Raw genomic sequence first — 23,579 nt, forward strand, 5'->3', positions numbered from 1 at the left:
GCCCTGTACGTACTGACCCGTCAGGACAGCAGCTCCACCTCCGCGAGCGTCGACTCGGTGTCGAACACCAGCCGGTAGTGGGCGTACGCCTTCGACGAGCCGACCGAGAAGACCCGGGTCTGCTTGTCCCAGGCGAAGGACTCGCCCGCCCGCTTGTCCAGGTCCTTCCACGCCGTACCGTCCGCGGAGCCCTGGAGGACCCAGCCCTTCGGGGCCTTCGTACGGTCCGCCGAGGTCAGCGTGTACTGCGCGGCCTGGGTGTCACCCGCCACCGGCAGGTCGACGGACACCACGGTCGCGCTCGTCGCCGACGTGTTGTCGAACAGCGCGCCCGCACCCTTCAGGGCGTCCGTGCGCGGCGTGGGCACCTTGTCGTCCTGCGTCACCGAGGACGGCGCCGCGTTCTTGCCGGTGCCCCACGACGACGGCTTCGAGCCCATCGAGAACTCCAGGACTCCGCCGCGCGCGATCTTCTCGTGCGGCAGCGCCGTCGAATTCCACGCCTTGCCGTTGACCTTCAGGCCCTGCACATAGATGTTCTTGCCGCTGTTGCGGGGCGCCTTGACCACGAGGTCGCGGCCGTTGTCCATATGGACCGTGGCCTTGGTGAACAGCGGAGAGCCGATCGCGTACTCGCCACTGCCCATCACCAGCGGGTAGAAGCCGAGCGCCGAGAAGATGTACCACCCCGACATCTCGCCGTTGTCCTCGTCACCGAGGTAGCCCTGCCCGATCTCGCTGCCCAGGTAGAGCCGGGAGAGGACCTCGCGGACCTTCTCCTGCGTCTTCCAGGGCTGACCGGCCGCGTCGTACATGTAGGCGGCGTGGTGCGCGGGCTGGTTCGAGTGCCCGTACTGGCCCATCCGCACATCACGGGCCTCCGTCATCTCATGGATGACCCCGCCGTAGGAACCGGGGAACCCGGCCGTCTCCGGCGTCCCGAAATAGGTGTCGAGCTTCTTCGCGAGCCCGCTCCGGCCGCCGTACAGATTCGCCAGACCCCGCGAGTCCTGCGTCGCGGTGAAGGCGTATCCCCAGCCGTTGGTCTCGGTGTAGTCGTACCCCCACACCCGCGGGTCGTACTTCTCCGCGTCGACCCGCCAGACACCCTTCGTGTCACGGCCCTGGAAGAAGCCGATCTTCTCGTCGAAGAGGTTGACGTAGTCGCGCGCCCGGTTGAGGAAGTACTCCGACTCCTCCTTGTAACGTTTCTTGCCGGTCTTCTTGTAGAGGGCCTTGCCCATCTCGGCGATGCCGTAGTCGTTGACATAGCCCTCCAGCGCCCAGGACAGACCCTCGTGGGTGTCCGTGCTGGTGTAGCCGAGGAACGGCGAGGTGGTCATGCCCTTGCGGCCCACACCCGACGACGGCGGCACGACGGTCGCGTTCTTCAGCGCCGCGTCGTACGCCGCCTCCGCGTCGAAGTCGACGCCCTTGACGTACGCGTCGGCGAACGCCACGTCCGAGGAGGTGCCGGTCATCAGGTCCGCGTACCCGGGCGACGACCAGCGCGAGGTCCAGCCGCCGTCCTTGTACTGCTGCACGAACCCGTCGACCAGCTCACCCGCCTGATTCGGCGTCAGGAAGGAGTAGGCGGGCCAGGTCGTGCGATACGTGTCCCAGAAGCCGTTGTTGACATACGGCTTGCCGTCGACGATCTTCGCGCCGGTGTGCGTCGGCGTGTCCGGGTTCGGCTGCGGCGAGAACGGCGACGCGTACTGGTACTTCGAACCCACCTTCTCGAAGCCCGAGTTGGGGTACAGGTACAGCCGGTACAGGTTGGAGTACAGGGTGGTGAGCTGGTCGGGCGTGGCGCCCTCCACCTCGACGCGCCCCAGGACCTTGTCCCACTCCTGCTGGGCCTTCGAGCGGACCTTGTCGAAGGACGAGCCCGCCGGGATCTCCTGGCGCAGATTGTCCTTCGCCTGGTCCACGCTGATCAGCGAGGTCGCCAGGCGCAGCGTCACCGTGCGGTCCTTGCCCGGCTTGAAGCGCAGGAAGCCCGACACGTCACCGCCCGCGTCGCTCTTCAGCTTGCCGCCGCCGGTGACCGCCGTGTCGAAGACGCCGTACACGAACAGGCGGGTCGCGCCCGTCGACAGTCCGGACTTCACGTCCGAGAAGCCGGTCACGACACCGTTGTCGGTGTCGAGGGTGAGTCCGGCCTTGTCGGAGACGTTGTCGAATATCACGCTCGCGTCGTCACCGGGATAGGTGAACTTGAACATCGCCGCGTGGTCCGTCGGCGTCATCTCCGTCTTGAGACCGTTCTCGAAGGTCACGCCGTAGTAGTGCGGGCGCGCCGTCTCGTTCTCGTGCCGGAAGGGCAGCGTCCGTGCGGTCCGCGAGGCGTCCGGGGTGCCGGCCGCGAGGGACGGCATCAGCTGGAACGTCTGCCGGTCACCCATCCAGGGGCTCGGCTCATGGCTCGCGCTGAACGCCTGGAGCGTGGGCAGATTGTCCGCGTTGTTCCCGCGCGCGTAGTCGTACAGCCAGCTCAGGGAGCCCGCGTTGGTCACCGGGGTCCAGAAGTTGAAGCCGTGCGGGACCGCCGTCGCCGGGAAGTTGTTGCCCCGCGAGAAGCCGCCGCTGGAGTTGGTGCCGCGGATCGTCGACGCGTAGTCCGACAGATGCGCCTTCGGCTTCTCCGGCTTCGCGACCTTCAGCGCCACGTCGTCGATCCAGCCCCGGAACTTCGCCGGGCCCTTCGGCGAGTCGTACGCCACCAGGATCCGGTCGACCGTCTTGCCGGCCGCGACCGAGCCGATCCGCGAGACGACGTTGTTCCACTGGTTGACGTAGAGCGCCTTGGCCGCGCCCTGCCCCTGCGGAGTGAGCTTGAAGCCGTGCGCGTCCAGGGCGCCCAGATCACTCAGATAGGTGCCGTCGGTGAAGGCGAGGTCCATGGACACGTTCGTCGCGTCGTAGTCCAGGTCGCCCGCGGCCATCGACGGGAAGATCTTGTACGACAGCTCGGTGTCCCGCCCGACGCCCACGTTCACGTCGAACACCTTGTTGTACGAGTAGGCCCGGCCGTCCGCCGTGTGCGAGCCCGCGTACCGCAGCGCCCGCTTCCCGGTGAAGCCCGCGCCCGCCTTGGCGGTGGGGGAGCCGCTGGGACCCCGGTCGACCAGCGACAGCATGTCCTTCGGCGTCGGATCACCGGCGTCGGCCGTCGCGAACTGGACGTCCGCGAGCTGGGTGGCGGACGCGCCGTTGTTCTTCGTGATGTCGAGGCGGAAGTGCGCGAAGCTCTCCGGCGCCGCGAGGTCGTAGATCTTCGTCTGAAAACGGCCGCTGAACGTCTCGCCGCTCCGGGTGTCGAGGGTCTTCCACTCCTTGCCGTCGGCCGAGCCCTGGAGGGTCCAGTCCTTCGGGTCGCGGTCGGCGAAGTCGTTGGCCGACGTCATGGCGTACTTGATCGCGGTGACCGGCTGGTCCAGGTCGAACTCGACCCAGCCCGTCGGCGCGAACGTGAGCCACTTGGTGCTGGACTCACCGTCGACGAGGTTCTCCTTGACCTCACCGGAGCCCGCGTTCTCCCCACTTGCCCGGACATCGGTGACATGGTCCGTGACGTTCCCCGGGATGCCGGCGCTGTAGCCGCCGTCCACACCGGACGTCCGCTTCTCGCCCGTGGGCCCGGTCTCCACCGTGCTGAGCCAGTCGGGTGCCGGGTCACCGGACTCGAACGACGAGCCGAACTCCTTGTCGGGCACCGCCGCTTGACCCGGAAGGGCCACCGCGGCGCCCTGCCCCGTGACCACGAGCGCCAAGGCCGCCGCCCCCAGGACGGCGGTCGAACCTAGTCTGTGCCGAGATCTGCGCCGCATCCCTCTGCCCCTCCTCAGGAACCAGACAACGTTGTCAATTCCACATCGCAAGGAACAGTAGTGCGTCAAGTGCTCTACCGTGTCAAGGGTGTTGTGCGTGATGTCTGTGGTGTATCGCGCGGGAGGGTGGTACGACCACTCATTCGGCGTTGTTTTCGGACACCCCGTAAGGGCTCGCCGAACTCGCCTCCGGCTCTTATTTCCGTGAGGTCTCAACTCGGGAAAGACTGCCGGCCCAACCTGCATTCGATCTTGCCCGCGCCCCCTCAAGTGGACTATACCTGTCGGCGTCCGCACCGGTTCCGAGACCTGCGGACCGCCCCGGGGGGATGGGGAGACGGATCACGGTGTCAGGGGGCATCAACTCCGTATATTCCAGGCGTTCCCGGTACTTCCAGCACGACCCCAGCTTCATATCACCGCGGTGCCGGGGAGGATCCGGTTCACCGCCTGAGTCCTGGAGAAGAGAGGACTTGAGCATGGGATCCACTTCCGCCCAGAACAACCACGAGGGCGTCGGCCGTCGCGATCTGATCAAGCGCTCCGCCGCGCTCGGTTTGATCGCCGTGCCCACGATGGGTTTCCTGTCCGCGTGTGCCACCGGTGGTGGCGACGGCGACACGAAGGAGACCGACAAGCCCAAGGGCGAGACGTCCGCAAAGAACCCCCTGGGGGTCAAGAAGGGCGCTCCGCTGGAGGCGTTCATCTTCAAGGGCGGTCTGGGCGACCAGTACGCGAAGGACGCCGAGGCCGACTACAACAAGACGTACGGGGTCACGGTCAAGCACACCGGCACCCAGCAGGTCGGCCCCAAGCTGACCCCGCGGTTCGCCGGCGGCAACCCGCCGGACGTCATCGACAACTCCGGCGCCGACCACCTGGACATGAACAAGCTGTCCACCCAGGGCCAGCTCCAGGACCTCGCCGCGCTGCTCGCCGCGCCCTCCATGGACGACGCCGCCAAGAAGATCAGCGACGTCATCCACCCCAGCACGATCGAGAAGGGCAAGCACGGCGACGTCTTCGACGTCCTGTACTACGCCTTCACGATCTACGGCACCTGGTACTCGCAGAAGACCCTCGACGACAACGGCTGGGCCTACCCCAAGACCCTCGACGAGATGGTCAAGCTCTGCGGCGACATCAAGAAGAAGGGCATCGCGCCCTGGACGTACGCGGGCAAATACCCGTACTACGTCCACTTCAACCTGTTCGCCCAGATCGCCAAGATCGGCGGCATGGAGAACTGGATCAAGATCGACAACCTGGAGCCCAACGCCTGGACCAGTAACGACGCGGTCAAGCAGGTCATCGAGCACTACGAGGAGCTGGCCGCCAAGAAGTACTTCCTCGAAGGCAGCCAGGGCCTGACCCACATCCAGTCGCAGACCTCCTGGAACAAGGGCAAGGCCGTCTTCATCCCGAACGGCTCCTGGGTCGAGAACGAGTCCGCCCCGACCACGCCGAAGGACTTCGCCATGGCGGTCGGCGCGCTCTTCGACGGCGGCGCCTCGGACAAGCTCCCGCAGGGCACGCTGCGCGCCGAGCCCAGCGAGCCGTACATCGTCGCCAGCAAGGGCAAGAACCCCGAGGGCGGCATGGAGCTGCTGCGGATCATGCTCTCCAAGAAGCACGCGCAGAACTTCGCCACCAAGGTGAAGTCGCTGACCTGCGTCATGGACGCCACCGAGGGCATGACCCTGTCCCCGGGTCTCGCGTCCGCGAGCAAGGTCTTCAAGGACGCCGGCGACAACCTGATCAGCCTCCAGCTGCAGGAGTGGTACCCGGCGCTCACCGACGAGAAGATCGGCGGCCTGACCGGCCAGCTGCTCACCGGTGACCTCAAGGCAGCCGACTGGATCAAGAAGACGCAGGCGTACGCCGACGACGTCGCCAAGGACGACTCCGTCAAGAAGTTCCAGCGCACCGCCTGATCCGTCCGTTCGGCAGCTGAGTACACAAGGGGAAGGCCGGGAAGTCATGCGGCACGGGAAATACCGATTCATTGTGGGCTTCCTGGCCCTGCCTTTGATTCTTTACGCGGTCTTCGTGATCTCGCCATTCGTGCAGGCGTTCCAGATCTCGATGACCGACTGGTCCGGGCTGGTCGGGACGGCCAAGTTCGTCGGATTCGACAACTTCCAGCGGCTCTGGGAGAGCGCCGACTTCTGGAACGCGCTGCGGCACAACATCTATATGCTGCTCGCCATTCCGGTGGTCACTCTCGGCCTCGGCCTGTTCTTCGCCTTCATGCTGAATGTCGGCGGCAAGCGCAAGAAGAACGAAGTGGTCACGGGCGTGACCGGCTCCAAGTTCTACCGCTTCGTCTACTTCTTCCCGCAGGTCATCTCGATCACGATCATCGCCGTGATCTGGTTCAACATCTACAATCCGGACCCGAGCGACGGCATGCTCAACTCGCTGCTCGGCGCCGTCGGTCTGGACAGTTGGCAGAACGCCTGGCTCGGCGAGAAGAGCATCGCGCTGCTCTGCATCAGCGCGGTCATGGTCTGGGCGAACGTCGGCTTCTACGTCGTGCTGTTCTCGGCGGCCATGGCGTCGATTCCCCGCGAGATCTACGAGGCGGCCCTCCTCGACGGGGCCAGCCGCTTCCACACCTTCTTCCGGATCACCCTCCCGCTGCTGTGGGACACGGTGCAGACCGGCTGGGTGTACATGGGCATCATCGCGCTCGACGCGTTCGCCCTCGTCCAGATCATGTCGGTGAACAACGGCGGCCCCGACGGTGCGACGGACGTCATGCCGCTGAGGCTCTATCAGACGGCCTTCCGCGACAGCCAGTTCGGATACGCATCCGCGATGGGCATCGCGATGCTGATCGTCACCATGGCCTTCGCAGTACTCACGATGCGTTTCGCGCGGCGTGAGCGGATCGAGTTCTAGGGGTACGGGCGAATGGCAACCGAAATCGACACGGTCTCCAAGGACGACGGGGACGGCGGGGGCGGCGGACGCGGCGGGAACGGCGCGGAGCGTCCCCGTATCACCAAGAAGCTCGGCCCGACCGACGGCCGCTCCTCCGAGGGCGGGGTGCTGAACGTCTTCTCGCACGGCATGCTCGTCGTGTGGGCCCTGATGGTCGGCGTGCCCCTGCTGTGGGTGCTGTGGAGCAGCTTCAAGGACACCAACTCGATCCTCACGGACCCCTGGGGCCTGCCGACGACCTTCCACTGGGAGAACTGGTCCAAGGCGTGGGACGACGCCAACATGGGGACCTACTTCGTCAACACCGTGATCGTGGTGGGCGGTTCGGTGATCGGGACCATGGTCCTCGGCTCGATGGCCGCGTACGTCCTGGCCCGCTTCGAGTTCCCGGGCAACCGGTTCATCTACTACCTGTTCGTCGCCGGTATGTCCTTCCCGGTGTTCATGCTGGTCATCCCGCTCTTCTTCGTGCTGCGGGACTTCCCGGGAACCTCGCTCCTGGCGACGTACCAGGGTCTGATCCTCGTCTACATCGCCTATTCGCTGCCCTTCACGGTCTTCTTCATGACCGCGTTCTTCCGAACACTGCCCACGTCGGTCGCGGAAGCCGCCGCGATCGACGGGGCGTCGCACACGCGGATCTTCTTCCAGGTGATGCTGCCGATGGCCAAGCCCGGCCTGATCAGCATCGGCATCTTCAACTTCCTGGGGCAGTGGAACCAGTACCTGCTGCCGATGGTGCTCAACCAGCAGGAGGACAAGTACGTCCTGACGCAGGGCCTGGCGATGATCGCGCTGCAACAGGGCTACGAGAACGACTGGGGCGCGCTGATGGCCGGCATGATGATCGCGATGCTGCCGGTGCTGATCGTGTACTTCGTCTTCCAGCGCCAGGTGCAGGCAGGTCTGACGGCGGGCGCGCTGAAGTAGCCGCCTTCTCTTTCGCAGGGGGAGGGCCCTGGCGCCGAACGGGCGCCAGGGCCCTCCCCTCTGTCCGCGCGGTCAGTTCAGGAGCTGTGCCTCCCAGGCCAGGCGGGCCGCGAGGGTGCGGTTCGGGGTGCCGAGCCGGTCGAGGATGGTCTGCACATGGTCCTTCACGGTGGCCGGTCCGACGGCGAGCGCTTTCGCTATCTCCGGGTTGGTCAGACCCTTGCCGACAAGGGTCAGCACCTCCTGTTGACGGGGTGTCAGTTTCTCCTGCACCTGCCGCAACGCGCTGTTCGTGTGCGGCTGTTCATTGCTGCGCAGGAATCCGGTGACCACGGTCCGCGCCCAGGGCGCCGGCAGTGACCAGCCCCCCGAGGTGACGGTCCTGATGGCCTGGGCCAGTGATCGGGCACCGCTGTCCCGCTCGGCGATGCCGAGCGCCCCCGAGCGCAGGAGGCGGTGCAGGGAGAGATGGTCGTGCGCCGGGACGAGCAGCAGCAGGGGTGGCGAGCCCCGGCGGCGCAGCCGGGACAGCGAGGTGAGCAACTGGTCGGCTCCCCGGTCGGAGCCGAGGAGACAGACGTCCAACGCCCCGCGACGGGCCGGGGAATGCGTGTCCTGCAACGTTCCGGTCATGGACACTCTGATGTCCGATTCCCTGGTCAACAGGGCTTCCACACCTGCTCGATACACTTCGCTGTCGTCAAACAGCCCTACGTCGATCATGGCCCCCCCGGGTCTCATGAAGCGCTTGCTGTACGGACCTGAGTCTACGGATCCGCCTACGCCGAACAAGGGGGATTCCGCTCCACCGATCGGCGGGGGGCGCCCCTCGCGCCACCACCGATCAGTGGTGGTGGCCCCCGGAGCCTCCGGATTGAATGCCCATGTCAACAAGGGGTCGCGGGGGACACCCGGGAGACCCCGAGGCATCGGGAAGGACACGGGTGAAGAAGCACCTGATCAAGAGGGCCGCCGGCGTCGTGGGCGCGGCCACCGTCATGACGCTGGTACCGCTCGCGGGCACGTCGTACGCGGCGACCTGTAGCGGAACCGGATGTACCAACAAGGGCCCGGTGGCCACGGGTTGCGACGCGGGCGCCACGACCAAGAAGTCCACCGGTGACTCCTACCGGTACGCGGAGCTGCGCTGGTCCGCGACCTGTACCGCGGGATGGGTCCGCGTGGTCACGAAGGACTCCCCGTGGGGCCCCGACTACGCCACGATCGAAGCCTGGAACAAGAACACCTGGGACCTGACCAAGTCCCTCAGCGTCTCGGCGGTCAGCAACGGCTCCGACTGGTCCAACATGATCGGCGGCGCTGGTTACGCGTACCGCGTCTGCTACAAGAACGCTTGGGACAACACCCTTTCCTGCAGCGGCTACTGGTACTCCTGAGCCGTTTTCGCACCAACCCGACCACAGTTCTTCAGCCGGTGCCCCGTCCGTGAAGCGTTTCCGTCGCGGACGGGGCACCGGCATGCCGGTAAGGAGTTCAGGGTGATACCGAAGAGAAGACGACGGGTGTCGTGGGCGGCGGTGGTGGCCGCCGCCGCGATGCTCGCGGGGACCGTCCAGGGGTCGGCGGGTGCCGCGGACCCCGGACCGGGCGGCGAGGCGGGCGCGAGGCCCGCCGCGCCCGCCCCCGACGCGGTGCCCGCCGACCGGCGGGCCGCGCTGCTGGGCGAGGACTGGAAGGAGTCGGGGGATGTCGCGTGGACGACGAGCGGTGACGCGAGCGGCTTCCACGTCCTGACGGCCCGCGAGCGGGACGGCTACGCGTGGCGTACGGCGGCGACGCTGTCGGAGCCCGGGTTCGACGCGGACGCCTGGATCGGGAACATCTGCGTCACCGGGTCCGGGAAGCGGGCCGTCGTGGTGTACGCGCCCCGGACGTTCACCAACAAACCGGCGCTGATGGCGCGCGGCGCGTTCACGGCCGTGGTCGACCTGGCATCGGGCGAGGTCACCAAGCTCAAGGTGAAGGCGTCGCTGTCGTACTACAACCCGGGCTGCGGCACGGGGGAGAGCGCGGTGCTGACGCAGTCCGGCGGGGACGATCTGCCCGGCACCCGGCTGATCCGCCTGGACACCCGCACGGGCGCGGTGGCCGAGCCGATCCGTACGAAGGGACAGGTCACATCGGCCGTTCCGGCGGCCGGCGGCACCGTCGTCGGCGCGTCGGGCGCGCAGGTGGTACGGATCGACGCGCGGGGCAGGGGCACCGCGCTGGCCCGCACCGACGGGGTCCCGTACCGGCTGACGCCCGACGGGGACGGCGGGCTGGTCTTCCTCGACAAGCGGGGCGAGACGTCCCGCGTGAAGCGGATCGGCGCACCGGCCGTCGCCCGCCCGGACGCCACCCGGACCCGTCCGGCCGTCCTGGCGCAGGGCCGGGCGACCGAGACCGGACTGACCCGCAGCGCCGGGACCGTCTACGTCACCGGAGCGACCAAGCGCACCGCCGCCTCCGCCGAACTGCCCGGTACCGTACGGCGGTTGGCGGGGGAGCCGAAGGACGTGACCGTCTCCACACGGGGCGCGGCCGTCCTGGAGCACCCCGAGTGGGGTGACGGCAAGGGAACGCTGCTCCTGCCCGGCGACGCGGGCCGCGCCCGTACCGTCAAGCTGTCGATGACCGTGCGGGACTCCGGGCGCGAGGCGTCGTTCACGGTGGATCCGGCGCGGCGGGAGTCGGAGCACGCGGCGCAGGGGCGCGCGATGTCGCCGGGTCTGACCGGCGCCGCGCCCTCCGCGAAGGCGGCTTCCGGCCCCTCGGCGAAGGCGGTGGCGGCGGCCTCGCCGACCGACCCCGTCGAGGACGAGCGCACCTGCTCGGTCCCGCGCAACGACCCGCGCAACCAGGCGATGCAGCCCAAGCCGCGCCAGGTCGAATGGGCCGTGGACATGGCGGTCACCGGATATCTGAACACCCACATCAGCCGCCCGGCGAACTGGAAGAACCTGGGAATGCCGGCGTACGCGCCGCAGAGCCTGTTCCTGAACCCGGTCGTCGAGGGCGGTGGCCGGGCGATGGCGCAGGTCATGCTCGGCGTGACCGCGCAGGAGTCGAACATGTGGCAGGCCGCGCGCTCTGCGGTGCCGGGTGTGACGGCGAACCCGCTGATCGGCAACTACTACGGCATCGACCTCTACGACGGTTCCAGCGCCAACGACTGGGACGTCGACTTCGCCGAGGCGGACTGCGGTTACGGCATCACGCAGGTCACCGACCACATGCGGATGGCCGGACGCGAGGACGGACACGGCGGCGCCGCCTGGGACTACCAGAAGCAGCGGGCCGTCGCGCTCGACTACACCGCCAACATCGCGGCGGGCCTCCAGATCCTGATCTCCAAGTGGAACGAGACCCGCGCCGCCGGCATGACCGTCAACCACGGCACGTCGGGCCGCCCCGAGAACTGGTACTACGCCCTGTGGGCGTACAACTCGGGCTTCTACGCCAAGACCACCGACGGCTCCCCGTGGGGTCTGGGCTGGGCCAACAACCCCGCCAACCCCGAGTGGGACGCGGGCAGGCTGCCGTTCATGGAGAACGCGGCCGGCGGCGACGACGCCAGCGCGGCGGCCCGCCCGCAGCTCTGGCCCTACCAGGAGAAGGTCCTCGGCTTCGCCGCCCACCCGCCGTCCTTCCTGGAGTCCCCGGGCGTCATGGTCCCCGCCTTCCGGCAGGCCACCTGGAACGGCACCGGGGAGGCCGTGACCGTCAAGGGCAGCGCCCTGTACAACCGGGCGGGCGTGAAGGCGCCCGAGAACGCGTTCTGCGACACTTCCAACTCCTGTGACCCGAGCCGGATCTCCGACTCGGCGTCGAACGACAGCGCGACCAGTGGGCCGTGCGGCCGTGCGGACTTCAAGTGCTGGTGGAACAAGCCGGTCACCTGGAAGACCGACTGCGTCGACACCTGCGGGTACGAGTTCATCCGCTTCGCCAACACGATGCCCGAGGAGGCCGACGGCACCGCCTATCCACCCGTCTGCACCACCGCCGGACTGCCGTCGGGCGCCCTGATCGTCGACGACGTCCCCCAGGGCACCCCGGTGATCCGCCCCGGCTGCTCGAACAGCGGCTGGTCCAACGCGGGCACCTTCTCCTTCCAGTTCTCGAACAACGGAACCGAGACCGTCTACCCCTCCAAGGTCGACCTGCACCAACTCGGCGCGGGCTTCGGCGGCCACTTCTGGTTCGGCCACACCCGTATCGCCGACGACAAGGGCATGCGGCTGAAGATCGAGGGCAAGTGGCGGCTGAAGGACCCGCTCAAGAGCCAGGCCAAGGTGATGGTCCACCTGCCCGACCACGGCGCCCAGACCGCCAGGGCGACCTACGAGATCGACACGGCCCACGGCACGGAGCGCCGCACCATCTCGCAGCCGGGGAACGGCAACCGCTGGGTGTCGCTCGGCGCCTTCCGCTTCGACAACACGCCCGAGGTCCGGCTCAACTCGATCGCGTCGGACGGCACGGGCGACAAGGACATCGCCTTCGACGCGGTCGCGTTCGTCCCCGGAAACTACGACCTGATCCCCGACATCCGGCTTCCGGACGGGGACCCGAACGCACCCGAGCCCGCCGAGGTGGAGCCGGTGACCACGGTGCCCGGGGACGTCTTCCCGCGCCCCGGACTCCAGGCGGCCACGGCGGGCAGGTCGGCCGGGAAGCACCCGGACGCCTTCGACTGCCGGCCCGTCAAGGGCAAGAAGAACACCGAGGTCTGCCTCGAATTCCCGGACGAACCGGCGAAAAGCAAGCCCACCCCGCCTTCCTCGTCGGCGCCCGGGATCAGCGCCGCCGACTTCTGCGACCAGAACGGTTCGGCGAAGTTCTTCAGCAGAACGAAGGCATGCCTTCAGGACACCTTCTCCGCCACGGTCTACAAGGACGGTGTGCCGATCGCGCAGAACATCTACGCGTACGACCACGAGATCGCCCTCGACATCGAGAGCGCGACCTTCCGGCAGACGGTGACCATCAAACCCACGACCGTGGACCCGAAGGTTCCCTCGGTCGGCATCAACCTCCAGTCCTTCTGCTCCCCGAAGTGCTCGTCTGGCGGCATCATCTGGTCCGTCCCGGCCACCTGGGCACCCGGTGACATGCATACGGCGGTCGGCACGATCGACCACACCTGGCTGGGCACATCGGGCCACGACACCATGCATCTGAACTGGATCATCTCGTCGACCATGGCGGGAGCACCGAACGGCGGCGCGGACTTCGAGGTGGCGGGCGGAAAGATGGACATCCGCTGCGACCTCGAAGCCAAGGCCACCAGGGGGAAGCCGGGCTGTGTCTTCCCGGAGTACATCCCGACCTACGTGGTCAACACCGCGGCGAACCCCTCGGCGGCGGCCTTCTACTGGATCCTCATGCAGAAGCTGCCCTCCCACCCGGGCAGCCGGGAGCACGACCAGCCGCTGAACTACCTCGCCGATTCGACACGGCAGGGGCTGAACCGGGAACTGGTGTGCCCGAAGTCGGGCCCGGACAAATTCGTCGGCAACCCCGCGTCGAAGCCGCCGGGCGGAACCTCCAGCTGTGACGAGTACCCGTTCGCGGCCACCTACCAGAGCGGAGGGATGCCCCCGCAGGCCGTCCTCTCCGGAAAGGACTGCACCCAGATCTACGCGTCGCCGGTGGCCGGCGGGGGTTGGACCATCCTCGAAGACCCGAATTACGCCCGGGTCAACACCTGGACCGAGATCTGTGGCCGGGCCAGCATTCCCGGCGACGAGAACTCGGGCGCGGCCAACCGGATCGGTCTGTTCTTCGTGCCCAAGAACCGTGTGCTGGACAAGGACCGGTTCTATCTGAGCACCCCTGGCTTCGAGGAGTGCACGGACCTGGCTCAGATCTGCTTCGTACGGACCCGTAACTGACGCCCGTACGCCCGTGAAGCGGGGCGGCCCGGCCGGAGCGCGTGCTCCGGCCGGGCCGCTCGCCGTCCGCCCGGTCCGTTGGCGGTCCGTTACGAGGAGGTGAGGACCACCGCGGGCAGGACCCCGTGTTCCAGGGTGGCGCGCGGCAGGTTCAGGTCGAACGCCTGTTCCGTCATGCGGAGGATGAGCAGGCCCGGGTCGGTGTCGGGGGCCGCGGTGCCGTCGGCGAGCAGGAGACCCGCCGCGTGGAGCGCCGGAACGAGCGACGAAGGGTCGGCGCCGCCCATCTGGTCCGCCTCGACCCCGGGTTCGAAGTCCGCCACGACCTCGCCGTCACGGGCGTACAGGAACCATCGGGGCGGTGTCCCGCTGTCCAGGAGCACCACCGCCTCCGTACCCGCGGAGACCCGCCGCAGGGTGGCCCGGTCCATGCCCTCCGCGCTCCAGTGCTCCAGGGCGAACGCCCACCCCGCGCAGGTGCCCAGACGGGCGACCGGACCCTCGTCCATGGCGAGCGTGAAGGCGTCGCCGTCCGACACGGCGGGCAGGATCCGTCCGGGGTCCCCGCCCAGACGGCGGGCCAGCTCCCGGGCGTCCAGCCCCCGCGCGAACGTCGCGCAGTAGGTGTCGAAGACGTCCGCCATCCATGTGACCCCGTCCAAGTCGCCCTCCCCGTGGCCGGCCCGGCAGCTGTGCGCGGGTTGTTCCGGCACCGTACCCGGCCCCCCGCTGACCGGGCTTTCGTCCGGTCGCCCCCGGTGGTGGGTCGGTAACCGATTTCCGTCAAGGACTTGACTGCGGTAACCCGTTCAGCGGAGCTTGGAGTTCACAACTTGTAAATGACCCGGGTTTCGCTGTGGTGATCCGGGCCACAGGGGCGGCACCGCGTCCGCCCGCAGAGGGCAGAGGTGGATGAGTCGATGGAGACTCCGGGGTCGCAGTCGTCGTTGCACCGGGCCAATCTGGAGCGCGTGGTGCGCGCCGTGCGGCTGGCCGGGTCGCTCACCCAGGCCGAGATCGCGCGGACCACGGGGCTGTCGGCCGCGACGGTCTCCAACATCGTCCGGGAGCTGAAGGACGGCGGAACGGTCGAGGTCACGCCCACGTCGGCCGGTGGCCGCAGGGCCCGCAGCGTCTCGCTCAGCGGCGACGCCGGCATCGTCATCGGCGTCGACTTCGGCCACACCCATCTGCGCGTGGCGATCGGCAACCTGGCCCACCAGGTGCTCGCCGAGGAGTCCGAACCCCTCGATGTGGACGCCTCCGCCGCCCAGGGCTTCGACCGGGCGGAGGTCCTGGTCAACCGGCTCGTCGCGGCGACCGGCGTGGACCGCGCGAAGATCGCGGGCGTCGGGGTCGGGGTGCCCGGTCCGATCGACGTGGAGTCGGGCTCCCTCGGGTCGACCTCGATACTGCCGGGCTGGACCGGCACCAAGCCCGCCGAGGAGCTGCGGGGGCGGCTCGGCGTGCCGGTGTACGTGGACAACGACGCCAATCTGGGCGCACTCGGCGAACTGGTCTGGGGCAGCGGACGGGGCGTCAAGGACCTCGCGTACATCAAGGTCGCGAGCGGTGTGGGTTCGGGTCTGGTGATCAGTGGGCAGATCTACCGGGGTCCCGGTGGAACTGCGGGAGAAATCGGACATATTACACTCGATGAATCAGGGCCCGTGTGTCGCTGCGGCAACCGCGGGTGTCTGGAGACCTTCGCGGCGGCGCGCTATGTGCTGCCGCTCCTGCAGTCCAGCCATGGCACGGATCTGACCATGGAAGGGGTGGTCAGGCTGGCGCGTGACGGTGACCCGGGCTGCCGTCGTGTGATCGCGGACGTGGGGCGCCACATCGGCAGCGGTGTGGCGAATCTTTGCAATCTGTTGAACCCGAGCCGGGTCGTCCTCGGTGGCGATCTGGCGGAGGCGGGAGAACTGGTTCTCGGGCCCATCAGGGAATCCGTCGGAAGGTATGCCATACCCAGCGCGGCCCGTCGTCTTTCCGTACTTCCTGGGGCACTTGGCGGCCGTGCCGAGGTGCTCGGGGCCCTTGCGCTGGCGCTCAGCGAGATGGGTGATTCCACCCTTTTGGACGGTTCTGTCCAGGTGGCCACACCTGTCTTCACTTAGTTCACGCATGGCACCGTTGTCATCTCGTTAAGGATTTACTCCTTGACGCTGGCGTGGTGGCCGAGTTGACTTCCAGCCACCTCGGCCGCAACGTCGCGGCCTCGTCAGGGAGGTTTCTGAAGTGAACACGCGTATGCGTCGTGCAGCCGTGGCCGTGGCCGCCACCGCGATGGCCGTTTCGCTGGCTGCCTGTGGCAGCGCCAAGGAGTCCGGCGGTGGGTCGAAGGAGTCCGATGGCGCCAAGAAGGGCGACGACCTGAACATAGGTCTGCTCCTGCCGGAGAACCAGACAGCGCGCTACGAGAAGTTCGACAAGCCGCTGATCGAGAAGAAGGTCAGCGAGCTGACGAACGGCAAGGGCAAGGTCACCTACGCCAACGCCAAGCAGGACGCCAGCACCCAGAACCAGCAGGTCGACACGATGATCACCAACAAGGTGGACGTCCTCATCGTGGACGCCGTCGACGCCAAGGCCATCGAGGGCTCCGTCAAGAAGGCCAAGGACGCGGGCATCCCCGTCGTCGCCTACGACCGCCTGGCACAGGGCCCGATCGACGCCTACACCTCCTTCGACAACGAAGAGGTCGGCCGCGTCCAGGGCAAGGCGCTCCTGGAGGCCCTCGGCTCCGACCCCAAGGCCGGCGACATCGTCATGATGAACGGTTCCGCCACCGACCCGAACGCCGCCCTCTTCAAGAAGGGCGCCCTCTCGGTCCTTGAGGGCAAGGTGAACATCGGCAAGTCCTACGACACCAAGGAGTGGAAGCCGGAGAACGCCAACGCCAACATGGAGGGCGCGATCTCCGCGATCGGCAAGAACAAGATCACGGGCGTCTACTCCGCGAACGACGGCATGGCGGGCGGCATCATCACCGCCCTGAAGGCCGCCGGCTTCTCCAAGCTCCCGCCGGTCACCGGCCAGGACGCCGAACTCAACGGTGTGCAGCGCATCGTCACCGGCGAGCAGTACATGAGCGTCTTCAAGTCGTACCCGCAGGAGGCCGCCGTCGCGGCCGAGATGGCCGTCGCGCTCGGCAAGGGCGAATCGCTCGACTCCATCGCCAAGGACAAGGTCGACTCCCCGACCACCAAGCAGGTCCCGTCGGTGCTCGTCCCGGTCGTCTCGCTGACCAAGGACAACATCAAGGAGACCGTCATCAAGGACGGCTTCTACACGCTGGACGAGATCTGCTCGGCGCAGTACAAGTCCGCCTGCGACAAGATCGGCCTGAAGTAGCGAGTCCCGTCGCGCGGGGAACCCGTTCCACCGGGTACCCCGCCCGCGGCCGGACCGCCGCCCAGACCTGCCCGGTGCCCCGTCACCATCGCCCCGCCGCACCGGCGGGGCACCGGGCAGAACACGGACCGGCGCCCCGGCCGACCCCTCACCGAGGGATTCCGCTGTCCTTCAGTTCAACCCTCCGCGCCCGCACGGCGCGGCATCCCCGCCGGTCAGGCGGCGAAGGAGATGGTTCACGTGTCCGCTACGCCCGTGTTGGCGTTGCGCGGGGTCTCCAAGCGGTTCGGTGCCGTACAGGCGCTCACCGACGTAGAGCTTGAGGTCCACGCCGGCGAGGTGGTCGCCCTGGTCGGCGACAACGGCGCCGGAAAGTCCACGCTGGTCAAAACGATCGCCGGCGTGCACCCCATCGACGACGGAGTCGTCGAGTGGGACGGCCGGCCGGTGCAGATCAACCGGCCGTACGACGCCCAGAGTCTCGGCATCGCGACGGTCTACCAGGACCTCGCACTCTGCGACAACATCGACGTCGTGGGGAATCTTTACCTCGGCCGCGAGGTCGTCCGCCGGGGTGTCCTGGACGAGGTCGAGATGGAGCGCCGCGCCCGCGAACTCCTCGACACCCTGTCGATCCGCATCCCCAGCGTCCGTATCCCGATCGCCTCGCTCTCGGGCGGCCAGCGGCAGACCGTCGCCATCGCCCGCTCGATGCTCGGCGAGCCCAAGCTCGTCATCCTCGACGAGCCCACCGCCGCGCTCGGCGTCGAGCAGACCGCCCAGGTCCTCGACCTCGTGGAGCGGCTGCGGGAGCGCGGTCACGCCGTGATCCTCATCAGCCACAACATGGCGGACGTGAAGGCCGTCGCGGACAAGGTGGCGGTTCTGAGGCTCGGCCGGAACAACGGCGTCTTCGACGTCAAGTCCACCTCGCAGGAAGAGATCATCTCCGCCATCACCGGCGCCACGGAGAACGCCGTGACCCGTCGTGCGGCGCGTCATGGGGAGGCCCAGAAGTGAGCATCGACAAGGGCGGCTCCGCGCCCACCGACACGGTCCCCACGGGCTCGGTCGAGAACACCGAGGCCGCGTCGGCCGCCGTCACCGCCGTCGACCCGCGCCTGCTCGTCCGCGAACAGGGACTGGGCGGCTACCTCTCCGAGTTCAAGCGCAAGATGCGCGCCGGCGACCTCGGCTCCCTGCCGGTCGTCCTCGGCCTGATCATCATCTGGGTCATCTTCCAGAGCCTGAACTCCAACTTCCTGAGCGCCGAGAACCTCTCCAACATCTCGGTCACCATGGTCGGTACGGGCATGATCGCCGTCGGTATCGTCTTCGTGCTGCTGCTCGGCGAGATCGACCTGTCCGTCGGCTCGGTGAGCGGTGTCGCGGGCGGCGCCTTCGCGGTGCTCAGCGTCACGCACGGCATGAACGAGTGGCTGGCCTTCGTCCTGGCCATCCTCACCGGCACCGCCGCGGGCGCCATCCACGGCTTCTTCTTCGCCCGGATCGGCGTGCCCGCCTTCGCCGTCACCCTCGCGGGGCTGCTGTTCTGGAACGGCTTCATGCTCCAGATCCTCGGCAGCAACGGCACCATCAACCTGGACAGCAACGGCATCGTCGCCAAGCTGACCAGCTACTACTTCACCGATGTCGCCGCCGCCTACGCGCTCGCGATCGTCGTGGTCGCCGTGTACTTCCTCACCTCGTACCTGGGCAACCGGCGCCGTGAGGCGGCCGGGGTGCCGTCCCAGCCGCTCGCGGAAACGATTGTGCGGACGGTGCTCCTGGCGGTCCTGGCCTTCGCCGTCGCCATCCTCTACAACCAGTACAAGGGTCTGCCGCTGGCCGTGGTGATCTTCATCGCGGTGCTGCTGCTCACCGACTTCATGCTGCGCCGCACCACCTTCGGCCGGAAGATCTTCGCGCTCGGCGGCAGCGTCGAGGCGTCCCGGCGTGCCGGTATCAACGTCGAGATGGTCCGTATCTCGGTCTTCGCGATCTCCGGCACCTTCGCGGCGATCGGCGGCCTGTTCATCGCGTCGAAGATCGCGTCCGCCAACCAGGGCGCGGGCGGCGGTGACCTGCTGATGAACGCCATCGCGGCGGCCGTCATCGGCGGCACCAGCCTCTTCGGTGGCCGGGGCCGCACCTGGAACGCCCTCCTCGGCGTCCTGGTGATCGTCTCCATCCAGTACGGCCTCGCCCTCCAGGGCATCGCCTCGCCGATCCAGTACATGATCACCGGCGCGGTGCTGCTCGCCACGGTCGTCATCGACGCCGTGACCCGCAAGACCCAGAAGTCGGCGGGCCGCGCCTGACCGCAGCCCGTCCCCTCCGGGCCCCGCCCGGCCGCCTGTGCCCCGCTCCGCCCCCCGGCGCGGGGCACAGGCATGCGCCCCCCTGCGGGCCGTGCACGCCGGTGTGAATACACCCGAACGGGTGACGTAAGTCCCCGGGCCCAGGGCGCCGTCCCCGCGGCCGGAACATTAGACTCGGCAGACCCGGCTACTGTCGAACAGCTCTATTGCAAGGAGGCACGGGTGCCGCTGCTGACCCGCATCACGGGACCGCGCGATCTGGACCGGCTCAGCCCGGAAGAGCTGGACCAGCTCGCCGGAGAGATCCGGACCTTCCTGGTCGAGGCGGTGTCCAAGACCGGCGGCCACCTCGGCCCCAACCTCGGCGTGGTGGAGCTGACGATCGCGCTGCACCGCGTCTTCGACTCACCGAGGGACCGGGTGCTCTTCGACACCGGGCACCAGAGCTATGTGCACAAGCTGCTCACCGGCCGTCAGGACTTCTCGAAGCTGCGCGCCAAGGGCGGCATCTCCGGCTACCCGTCGCGCGCCGAGTCCGAGCACGACGTCATCGAGAACTCCCACGCGTCGACCGTCCTCGGCTGGGCCGACGGCCTCGCGAAGGCCAACCAGGTCCTCGGCAAGGACGACCACGTCGTCGCCGTCATCGGCGACGGCGCCCTCACCGGCGGCATGGCCTGGGAGGCGCTGAACAACATCGCCGCCGCCAAGGACCGCCCCCTCGTCCTCGTCGTCAACGACAACGAACGCTCGTACGCACCGACGATCGGCGGCCTCGCCGACCACCTGGCGACCCTGCGCACCACCGACGGGTACGAGCGGTTCCTCGCCCGTGGCAAGGACCTCCTGGAGCGCACCCCCGTCGTCGGCCGCCCGCTCTACGAGACGCTGCACGGCGCCAAGAAGGGCCTCAAGGACTTCATCGCCCCGCAGGGCATGTTCGAAGACCTCGGCCTGAAGTACGTCGGCCCGATCGACGGCCACGACATCGAGGCGCTGGAGTCGGCGCTCACCCGCGCGAAACGGTTCGGCGGCCCCGTCATCGTGCACTGCCTCACCGAGAAGGGCCGCGGCTACCAGCCCGCCGAGCAGGACGAGGCCGACCGCTTCCACGGCATCGGCCCCATCCACCCCGACACCGGCCTGCCCATCGCCGCGTCCGGCATGGACTGGACGTCGGTGTTCGGCGAGGAGATGGTCAAGCTCGGCCATGAGCGGGACGACATCGTCGCCATCACCGCCGCGATGCTCCAGCCGGTCGGCCTGAAGAAGTTCGCCGACGCCTTCCCCGACCGTGTCTACGACGTCGGGATCGCCGAACAGCACGGCGCGGTCTCCGCCGCCGGCCTCGCCACCGGCGGCCTGCATCCCGTCTTCGCCGTCTACGCGACCTTCCTCAACCGCGCCTTCGACCAGCTCCTGATGGATGTCGCGCTGCACAAGTGCGGAGTGACGTTCGTCCTGGACCGGGCCGGCGTCACCGGCACCGACGGCGCCTCGCACAACGGCATGTGGGACATGTCGATCCTCCAGTGCGTGCCCGGCCTCAGGATCGCCGCGCCGCGCGACGCCGACCAGGTCCGCCTCCAGCTCCGCGAGGCCGTCACCGTCTCGGACGCGCCGACCGTCGTGCGCTACTCCAAGGGCGCCGTCGGCCCCGCCGTTCAGGCCGTCGGCAAGGTCGGCGGCATGGACGTCCTGCGGAAGGCCGGCGCCGACCGCCCCGATGTCCTCCTGGTCTCGGTCGGCGCCCTCGCGCCGATGTGCCTGGAGATCGCCGGGCTCCTCGACAAGCAGGGCATCTCCACCACAGTCGTCGACCCGCGCTGGGTCAAGCCCGTCGACGAGGCCCTGGCGCCGCTCGCCGAGCAGCACCGCGTCGTCGTCACCGTCGAGGACAACTCCCGTGCGGGCGGCGTCGGTTCGGCCGTCGCCCAGGCCCTGCGGGACGCCGGAGTCGACGTACCGCTGCGCGACTTCGGCATTCCGCCGCGCTTCCTCGACCACGCCTCCCGCAAGGAGGTCATGGCGGAGATCGGGCTGACGGCCCCGGACATCGCCCGCCAGGTCACGGGTCTGGTGGCCAAGCTCGACGGGCGTTTCGCGCGGGCGGCGACGGTCGACGCGGTCGAGCCCGTACGCGACTGACCTTTTCCGCCACCGCGTGTAGTCCGAACGGTCCACAACGGGCCGGTTCCACTCCCTGTACGGGTGATGGAATCGGCCCGTTCGCGTGAATCCGCTCGCGTCGGGGCAGACGGAACCCCTGCCCTCTCGATCATGTCGAGGACGACAAGCGCGTGGAGGTACACCCGTGAGCACCCTCTTCCGGACGAAGAGCGTCGAGCAGTCGATCCGGGACACCGAGGAGCCCGAACACGCCCTCAAGAAGTCGCTGTCCGTGCTCGATCTCACCGTGTTCGGCGTCGGCGTCATCATCGGCACCGGCATCTTCGTCCTCACCGGAAAGATCGCCAAGGAGACGGCGGGCCCCGCGGTCGCCCTCGCCTTCGTCGTCGCGGGCGTCGTCTGCGCCCTCGCGGCGCTCTGCTACGCGGAGTTCGCGTCGACGGTCCCGGTGGCGGGCTCCGCGTACACCTTCTCGTACGCCTCGCTGGGCGAGTTCCCGGCCTGGATCATCGGCTGGGACCTCGTCCTCGAACTGGCCCTGGGCTGCGCCGTGGTGGCGGTCGGCTGGTCGGGCTATGTGCAGTCCCTGATGGACACCGCGGGGCTCCACATGCCGCAGGCGCTGGCCGGCACCCAGAACGGCACCTTCGGCTTCGATCTGCTCGCCTGCATCCTCGTCCTGGTGCTGACCGGCATCCTGGTCCTCGGTATGAAGCTGTCCTCGCGGGTCACCAGCGTCATCGTCGCCGTCAAGGTCACCGTCGTCCTGATCGTCATCGTCGTCGGCGCGTTCTTCATCACCGGCTCCAACTACAAGCCGTTCATCCCGCCCGCCCAGTCCGTCCCCGGCAGCTCCGACATCACCGCCCCGCTGATCCAGCTGATGTTCGGCTACACCCCGACCAACTTCGGCGTCATGGGCATCTTCACCGCCGCGGCCGTGGTCTTCTTCGCGTTCATCGGCTTCGACATCGTCGCCACCGCCGCCGAGGAGACCCACAACCCGCAGCGCGACGTCCCCCGCGGCATCCTCGGCTCCCTCCTCATCTGCACGATCCTGTACGTGGCCGTGTCCGTCGTCGTCACCGGCATGCAGAAGTACACGAACCTCACCGTCGACGCCCCGCTCGCCGACGCGTTCAAAGCGGTCGGGCACCCCTTCTGGGCCGGGCTCATCAGCTTCGGCGCGGCCGTCGGACTCACCTCGGTCTGCATGATCCTGCTGCTCGGCCAGAGCCGGGTGTTCTTCGCGATGAGCCGGGACGGGCTGCTCCCGGAGGTCTTCTCGAAGGTGCACCCCACCTTCGGTACGCCGTACCGCACGACGATCCTGCTCGGGGTGATCGTCGCGATCGTGGCCGGCTTCACCTCGATCAACGAACTCGCCGAACTCGTCAACATCGGCACCCTGTTCGCGTTCGTCGTGGTCGCCATCGGGGTGGTCCTGCTGCGTAAGCAGCGCCCGGATCTGCACCGCGCCTTCCGCACCCCGCTGGTCCCGCTGGTGCCGATCCTGTCGGTCCTCGCGTCGGGCTGGCTGATGCTGAACCTGCCCGCCGAGACCTGGCTGCGGTTCGGCATCTGGATGGTCATCGGCGTCGCCGTCTACTTCCTCTACGGGAAGTCCCACAGCAGGCTCGGCCGCCATCTGCCGAAACTGCCGGTCGATCAGGCGCCGTAGACGGTCCGCGGCCCCACCGTCCGCGCCCCCGCCTCACCGACCCGCCGCCGCAGCTCCCGGTCGGCCGTGACGACGACGCACGGGCGGTCCCCGGCGCCGGCCGCCAGCAGGGTGATGTGGTCGTCGCCGCTGCCCGGCGCGTCCTCGACCCGGACACCCGGAACCGACGGCACCCCCCGCGCGGCCCCCTCGACCACCAGCACGATGTCGAGGGGGCCGGGGAATCCTTCGACGCCCTCATCGGCGTATCGCACCAGCCGGTCCCGCAGCCGCTCGGCGGCGCCCCGCCGATCCCGCCACCATCCGTCGGGCACCGACCCGACGACATTGGCACCGTCGACGATCATCAGAGTCACCATGGGGTCAGTCTCCTCCCACGAGGGATGAACTCTCACCACGGATGAACTCTCACCACGTGCGGAAGGGGTGTGCGGGGAAACTCACCCGCACACCCCTTCCGCACGTGCCCCGCCGGCCAAGC

At 68.3% G+C, this 23,579-nt stretch carries 15 protein-coding genes; 11 read left to right on the plus strand and 4 right to left on the minus strand.

Annotation, left to right across the window (positions count from 1 at the left end):
* Window positions 1-20 precede the first annotated feature (20 nt).
* Complete coding sequence (locus tag ACIQNU_RS26715) at window positions 21-3,833, minus strand: GH92 family glycosyl hydrolase (RefSeq protein WP_401371205.1); 3,813 nt, start codon at window positions 3,831-3,833, stop codon at window positions 21-23.
* 479 nt (window positions 3,834-4,312) lie between these two features.
* Between ACIQNU_RS26715 and ngcE the strand changes: the two genes are divergently transcribed.
* The 3 genes from ngcE to ACIQNU_RS26730 are packed head-to-tail and all read left to right on the plus strand — an operon-like array spanning window position 4,313 to window position 7,709.
* Window positions 4,313-5,767 (plus strand): N-acetylglucosamine/diacetylchitobiose ABC transporter substrate-binding protein, encoded by a 1,455-nt coding sequence (ngcE, locus tag ACIQNU_RS26720; RefSeq protein WP_401371208.1) that lies wholly within the window; start codon window positions 4,313-4,315, stop codon window positions 5,765-5,767.
* Between the two features lie 46 nt (window positions 5,768-5,813).
* Entirely contained in the window at window positions 5,814-6,737 is a 924-nt protein-coding gene (locus ACIQNU_RS26725; RefSeq protein WP_401371211.1) for a carbohydrate ABC transporter permease, read from the plus strand.
* A 12-nt stretch (window positions 6,738-6,749) separates the two neighbouring features.
* Window positions 6,750-7,709, plus strand: coding sequence for a carbohydrate ABC transporter permease (locus tag ACIQNU_RS26730; RefSeq protein WP_401371213.1), 960 nt, complete (start codon window positions 6,750-6,752; stop codon window positions 7,707-7,709).
* Between the two features lie 72 nt (window positions 7,710-7,781).
* On the opposite strand, the gene ACIQNU_RS26735 is transcribed toward ACIQNU_RS26730, so the two are convergent.
* Window positions 7,782-8,342, minus strand: coding sequence for a response regulator transcription factor (locus ACIQNU_RS26735; protein ID WP_401371215.1), 561 nt, complete (start codon window positions 8,340-8,342; stop codon window positions 7,782-7,784).
* Window positions 8,343-8,653: 311 nt separating this feature from the next.
* On the opposite strand from ACIQNU_RS26735, the gene ACIQNU_RS26740 reads away from it, so the two are divergent.
* Window positions 8,654-9,106 (plus strand): DUF2690 domain-containing protein, encoded by a 453-nt coding sequence (locus ACIQNU_RS26740; protein WP_401371218.1) that lies wholly within the window; start codon window positions 8,654-8,656, stop codon window positions 9,104-9,106.
* Window positions 9,107-9,208: 102 nt separating this feature from the next.
* Window positions 9,209-13,609 carry a hypothetical protein gene (locus ACIQNU_RS26745; protein WP_401371220.1) on the plus strand — a complete coding sequence of 1,467 codons (4,401 nt, stop codon included), beginning with the start codon at window positions 9,209-9,211 and terminating at the stop codon, window positions 13,607-13,609.
* Between the two features lie 89 nt (window positions 13,610-13,698).
* Here ACIQNU_RS26745 and ACIQNU_RS26750 read toward each other — a convergent pair whose 3' ends face one another.
* Window positions 13,699-14,271, minus strand: coding sequence for a DUF6461 domain-containing protein (locus ACIQNU_RS26750; RefSeq protein WP_401371223.1), 573 nt, complete (start codon window positions 14,269-14,271; stop codon window positions 13,699-13,701).
* A gap of 258 nt (window positions 14,272-14,529) precedes the next feature.
* Here ACIQNU_RS26750 and ACIQNU_RS26755 point away from each other — a divergent pair, with 258 nt between their 5' ends.
* The 6 genes from ACIQNU_RS26755 (at window position 14,530) to ACIQNU_RS26780 (ending at window position 23,098) form a co-directional block, all read left to right on the plus strand.
* Entirely contained in the window at window positions 14,530-15,729 is a 1,200-nt protein-coding gene (locus ACIQNU_RS26755) for an ROK family transcriptional regulator (RefSeq protein ID WP_401371225.1), read from the plus strand.
* Window positions 15,730-15,862: 133 nt separating this feature from the next.
* Window positions 15,863-16,966 carry a substrate-binding domain-containing protein gene (locus tag ACIQNU_RS26760; RefSeq protein WP_401371227.1) on the plus strand — a complete coding sequence of 368 codons (1,104 nt, stop codon included), beginning with the start codon at window positions 15,863-15,865 and terminating at the stop codon, window positions 16,964-16,966.
* A gap of 231 nt (window positions 16,967-17,197) precedes the next feature.
* Window positions 17,198-17,986, plus strand: a complete 789-nt coding sequence (locus ACIQNU_RS26765; RefSeq protein WP_401371230.1) for an ATP-binding cassette domain-containing protein — start codon at window positions 17,198-17,200, stop codon at window positions 17,984-17,986.
* Entirely contained in the window at window positions 17,983-19,287 is a 1,305-nt protein-coding gene (locus ACIQNU_RS26770; protein ID WP_401371233.1) for a sugar ABC transporter permease, read from the plus strand. The genes ACIQNU_RS26765 and ACIQNU_RS26770 overlap by 4 nt, the downstream gene beginning before the upstream one ends.
* A 222-nt stretch (window positions 19,288-19,509) precedes the next feature.
* Window positions 19,510-21,435: a 1-deoxy-D-xylulose-5-phosphate synthase gene (dxs, locus tag ACIQNU_RS26775; protein WP_401371235.1), complete on the plus strand. Its 1,926-nt coding sequence runs from the start codon at window positions 19,510-19,512 to the stop codon at window positions 21,433-21,435.
* Between the two features lie 166 nt (window positions 21,436-21,601).
* Window positions 21,602-23,098 carry an amino acid permease gene (locus ACIQNU_RS26780; protein ID WP_401371237.1) on the plus strand — a complete coding sequence of 499 codons (1,497 nt, stop codon included), beginning with the start codon at window positions 21,602-21,604 and terminating at the stop codon, window positions 23,096-23,098.
* On the opposite strand, the gene ACIQNU_RS26785 is transcribed toward ACIQNU_RS26780, so the two are convergent.
* Window positions 23,086-23,457: an NTP pyrophosphohydrolase gene (locus tag ACIQNU_RS26785; protein WP_401371240.1), complete on the minus strand. Its 372-nt coding sequence runs from the start codon at window positions 23,455-23,457 to the stop codon at window positions 23,086-23,088. The genes ACIQNU_RS26780 and ACIQNU_RS26785 overlap by 13 nt on opposite strands.
* Between the last annotated feature and the right edge of the window lie 122 nt (window positions 23,458-23,579).

Origin of the sequence: Streptomyces sp. NPDC091292, from assembly GCF_044757265.1 — a bacterium.
Taxonomy (GTDB): domain Bacteria; phylum Actinomycetota; class Actinomycetes; order Streptomycetales; family Streptomycetaceae; genus Streptomyces.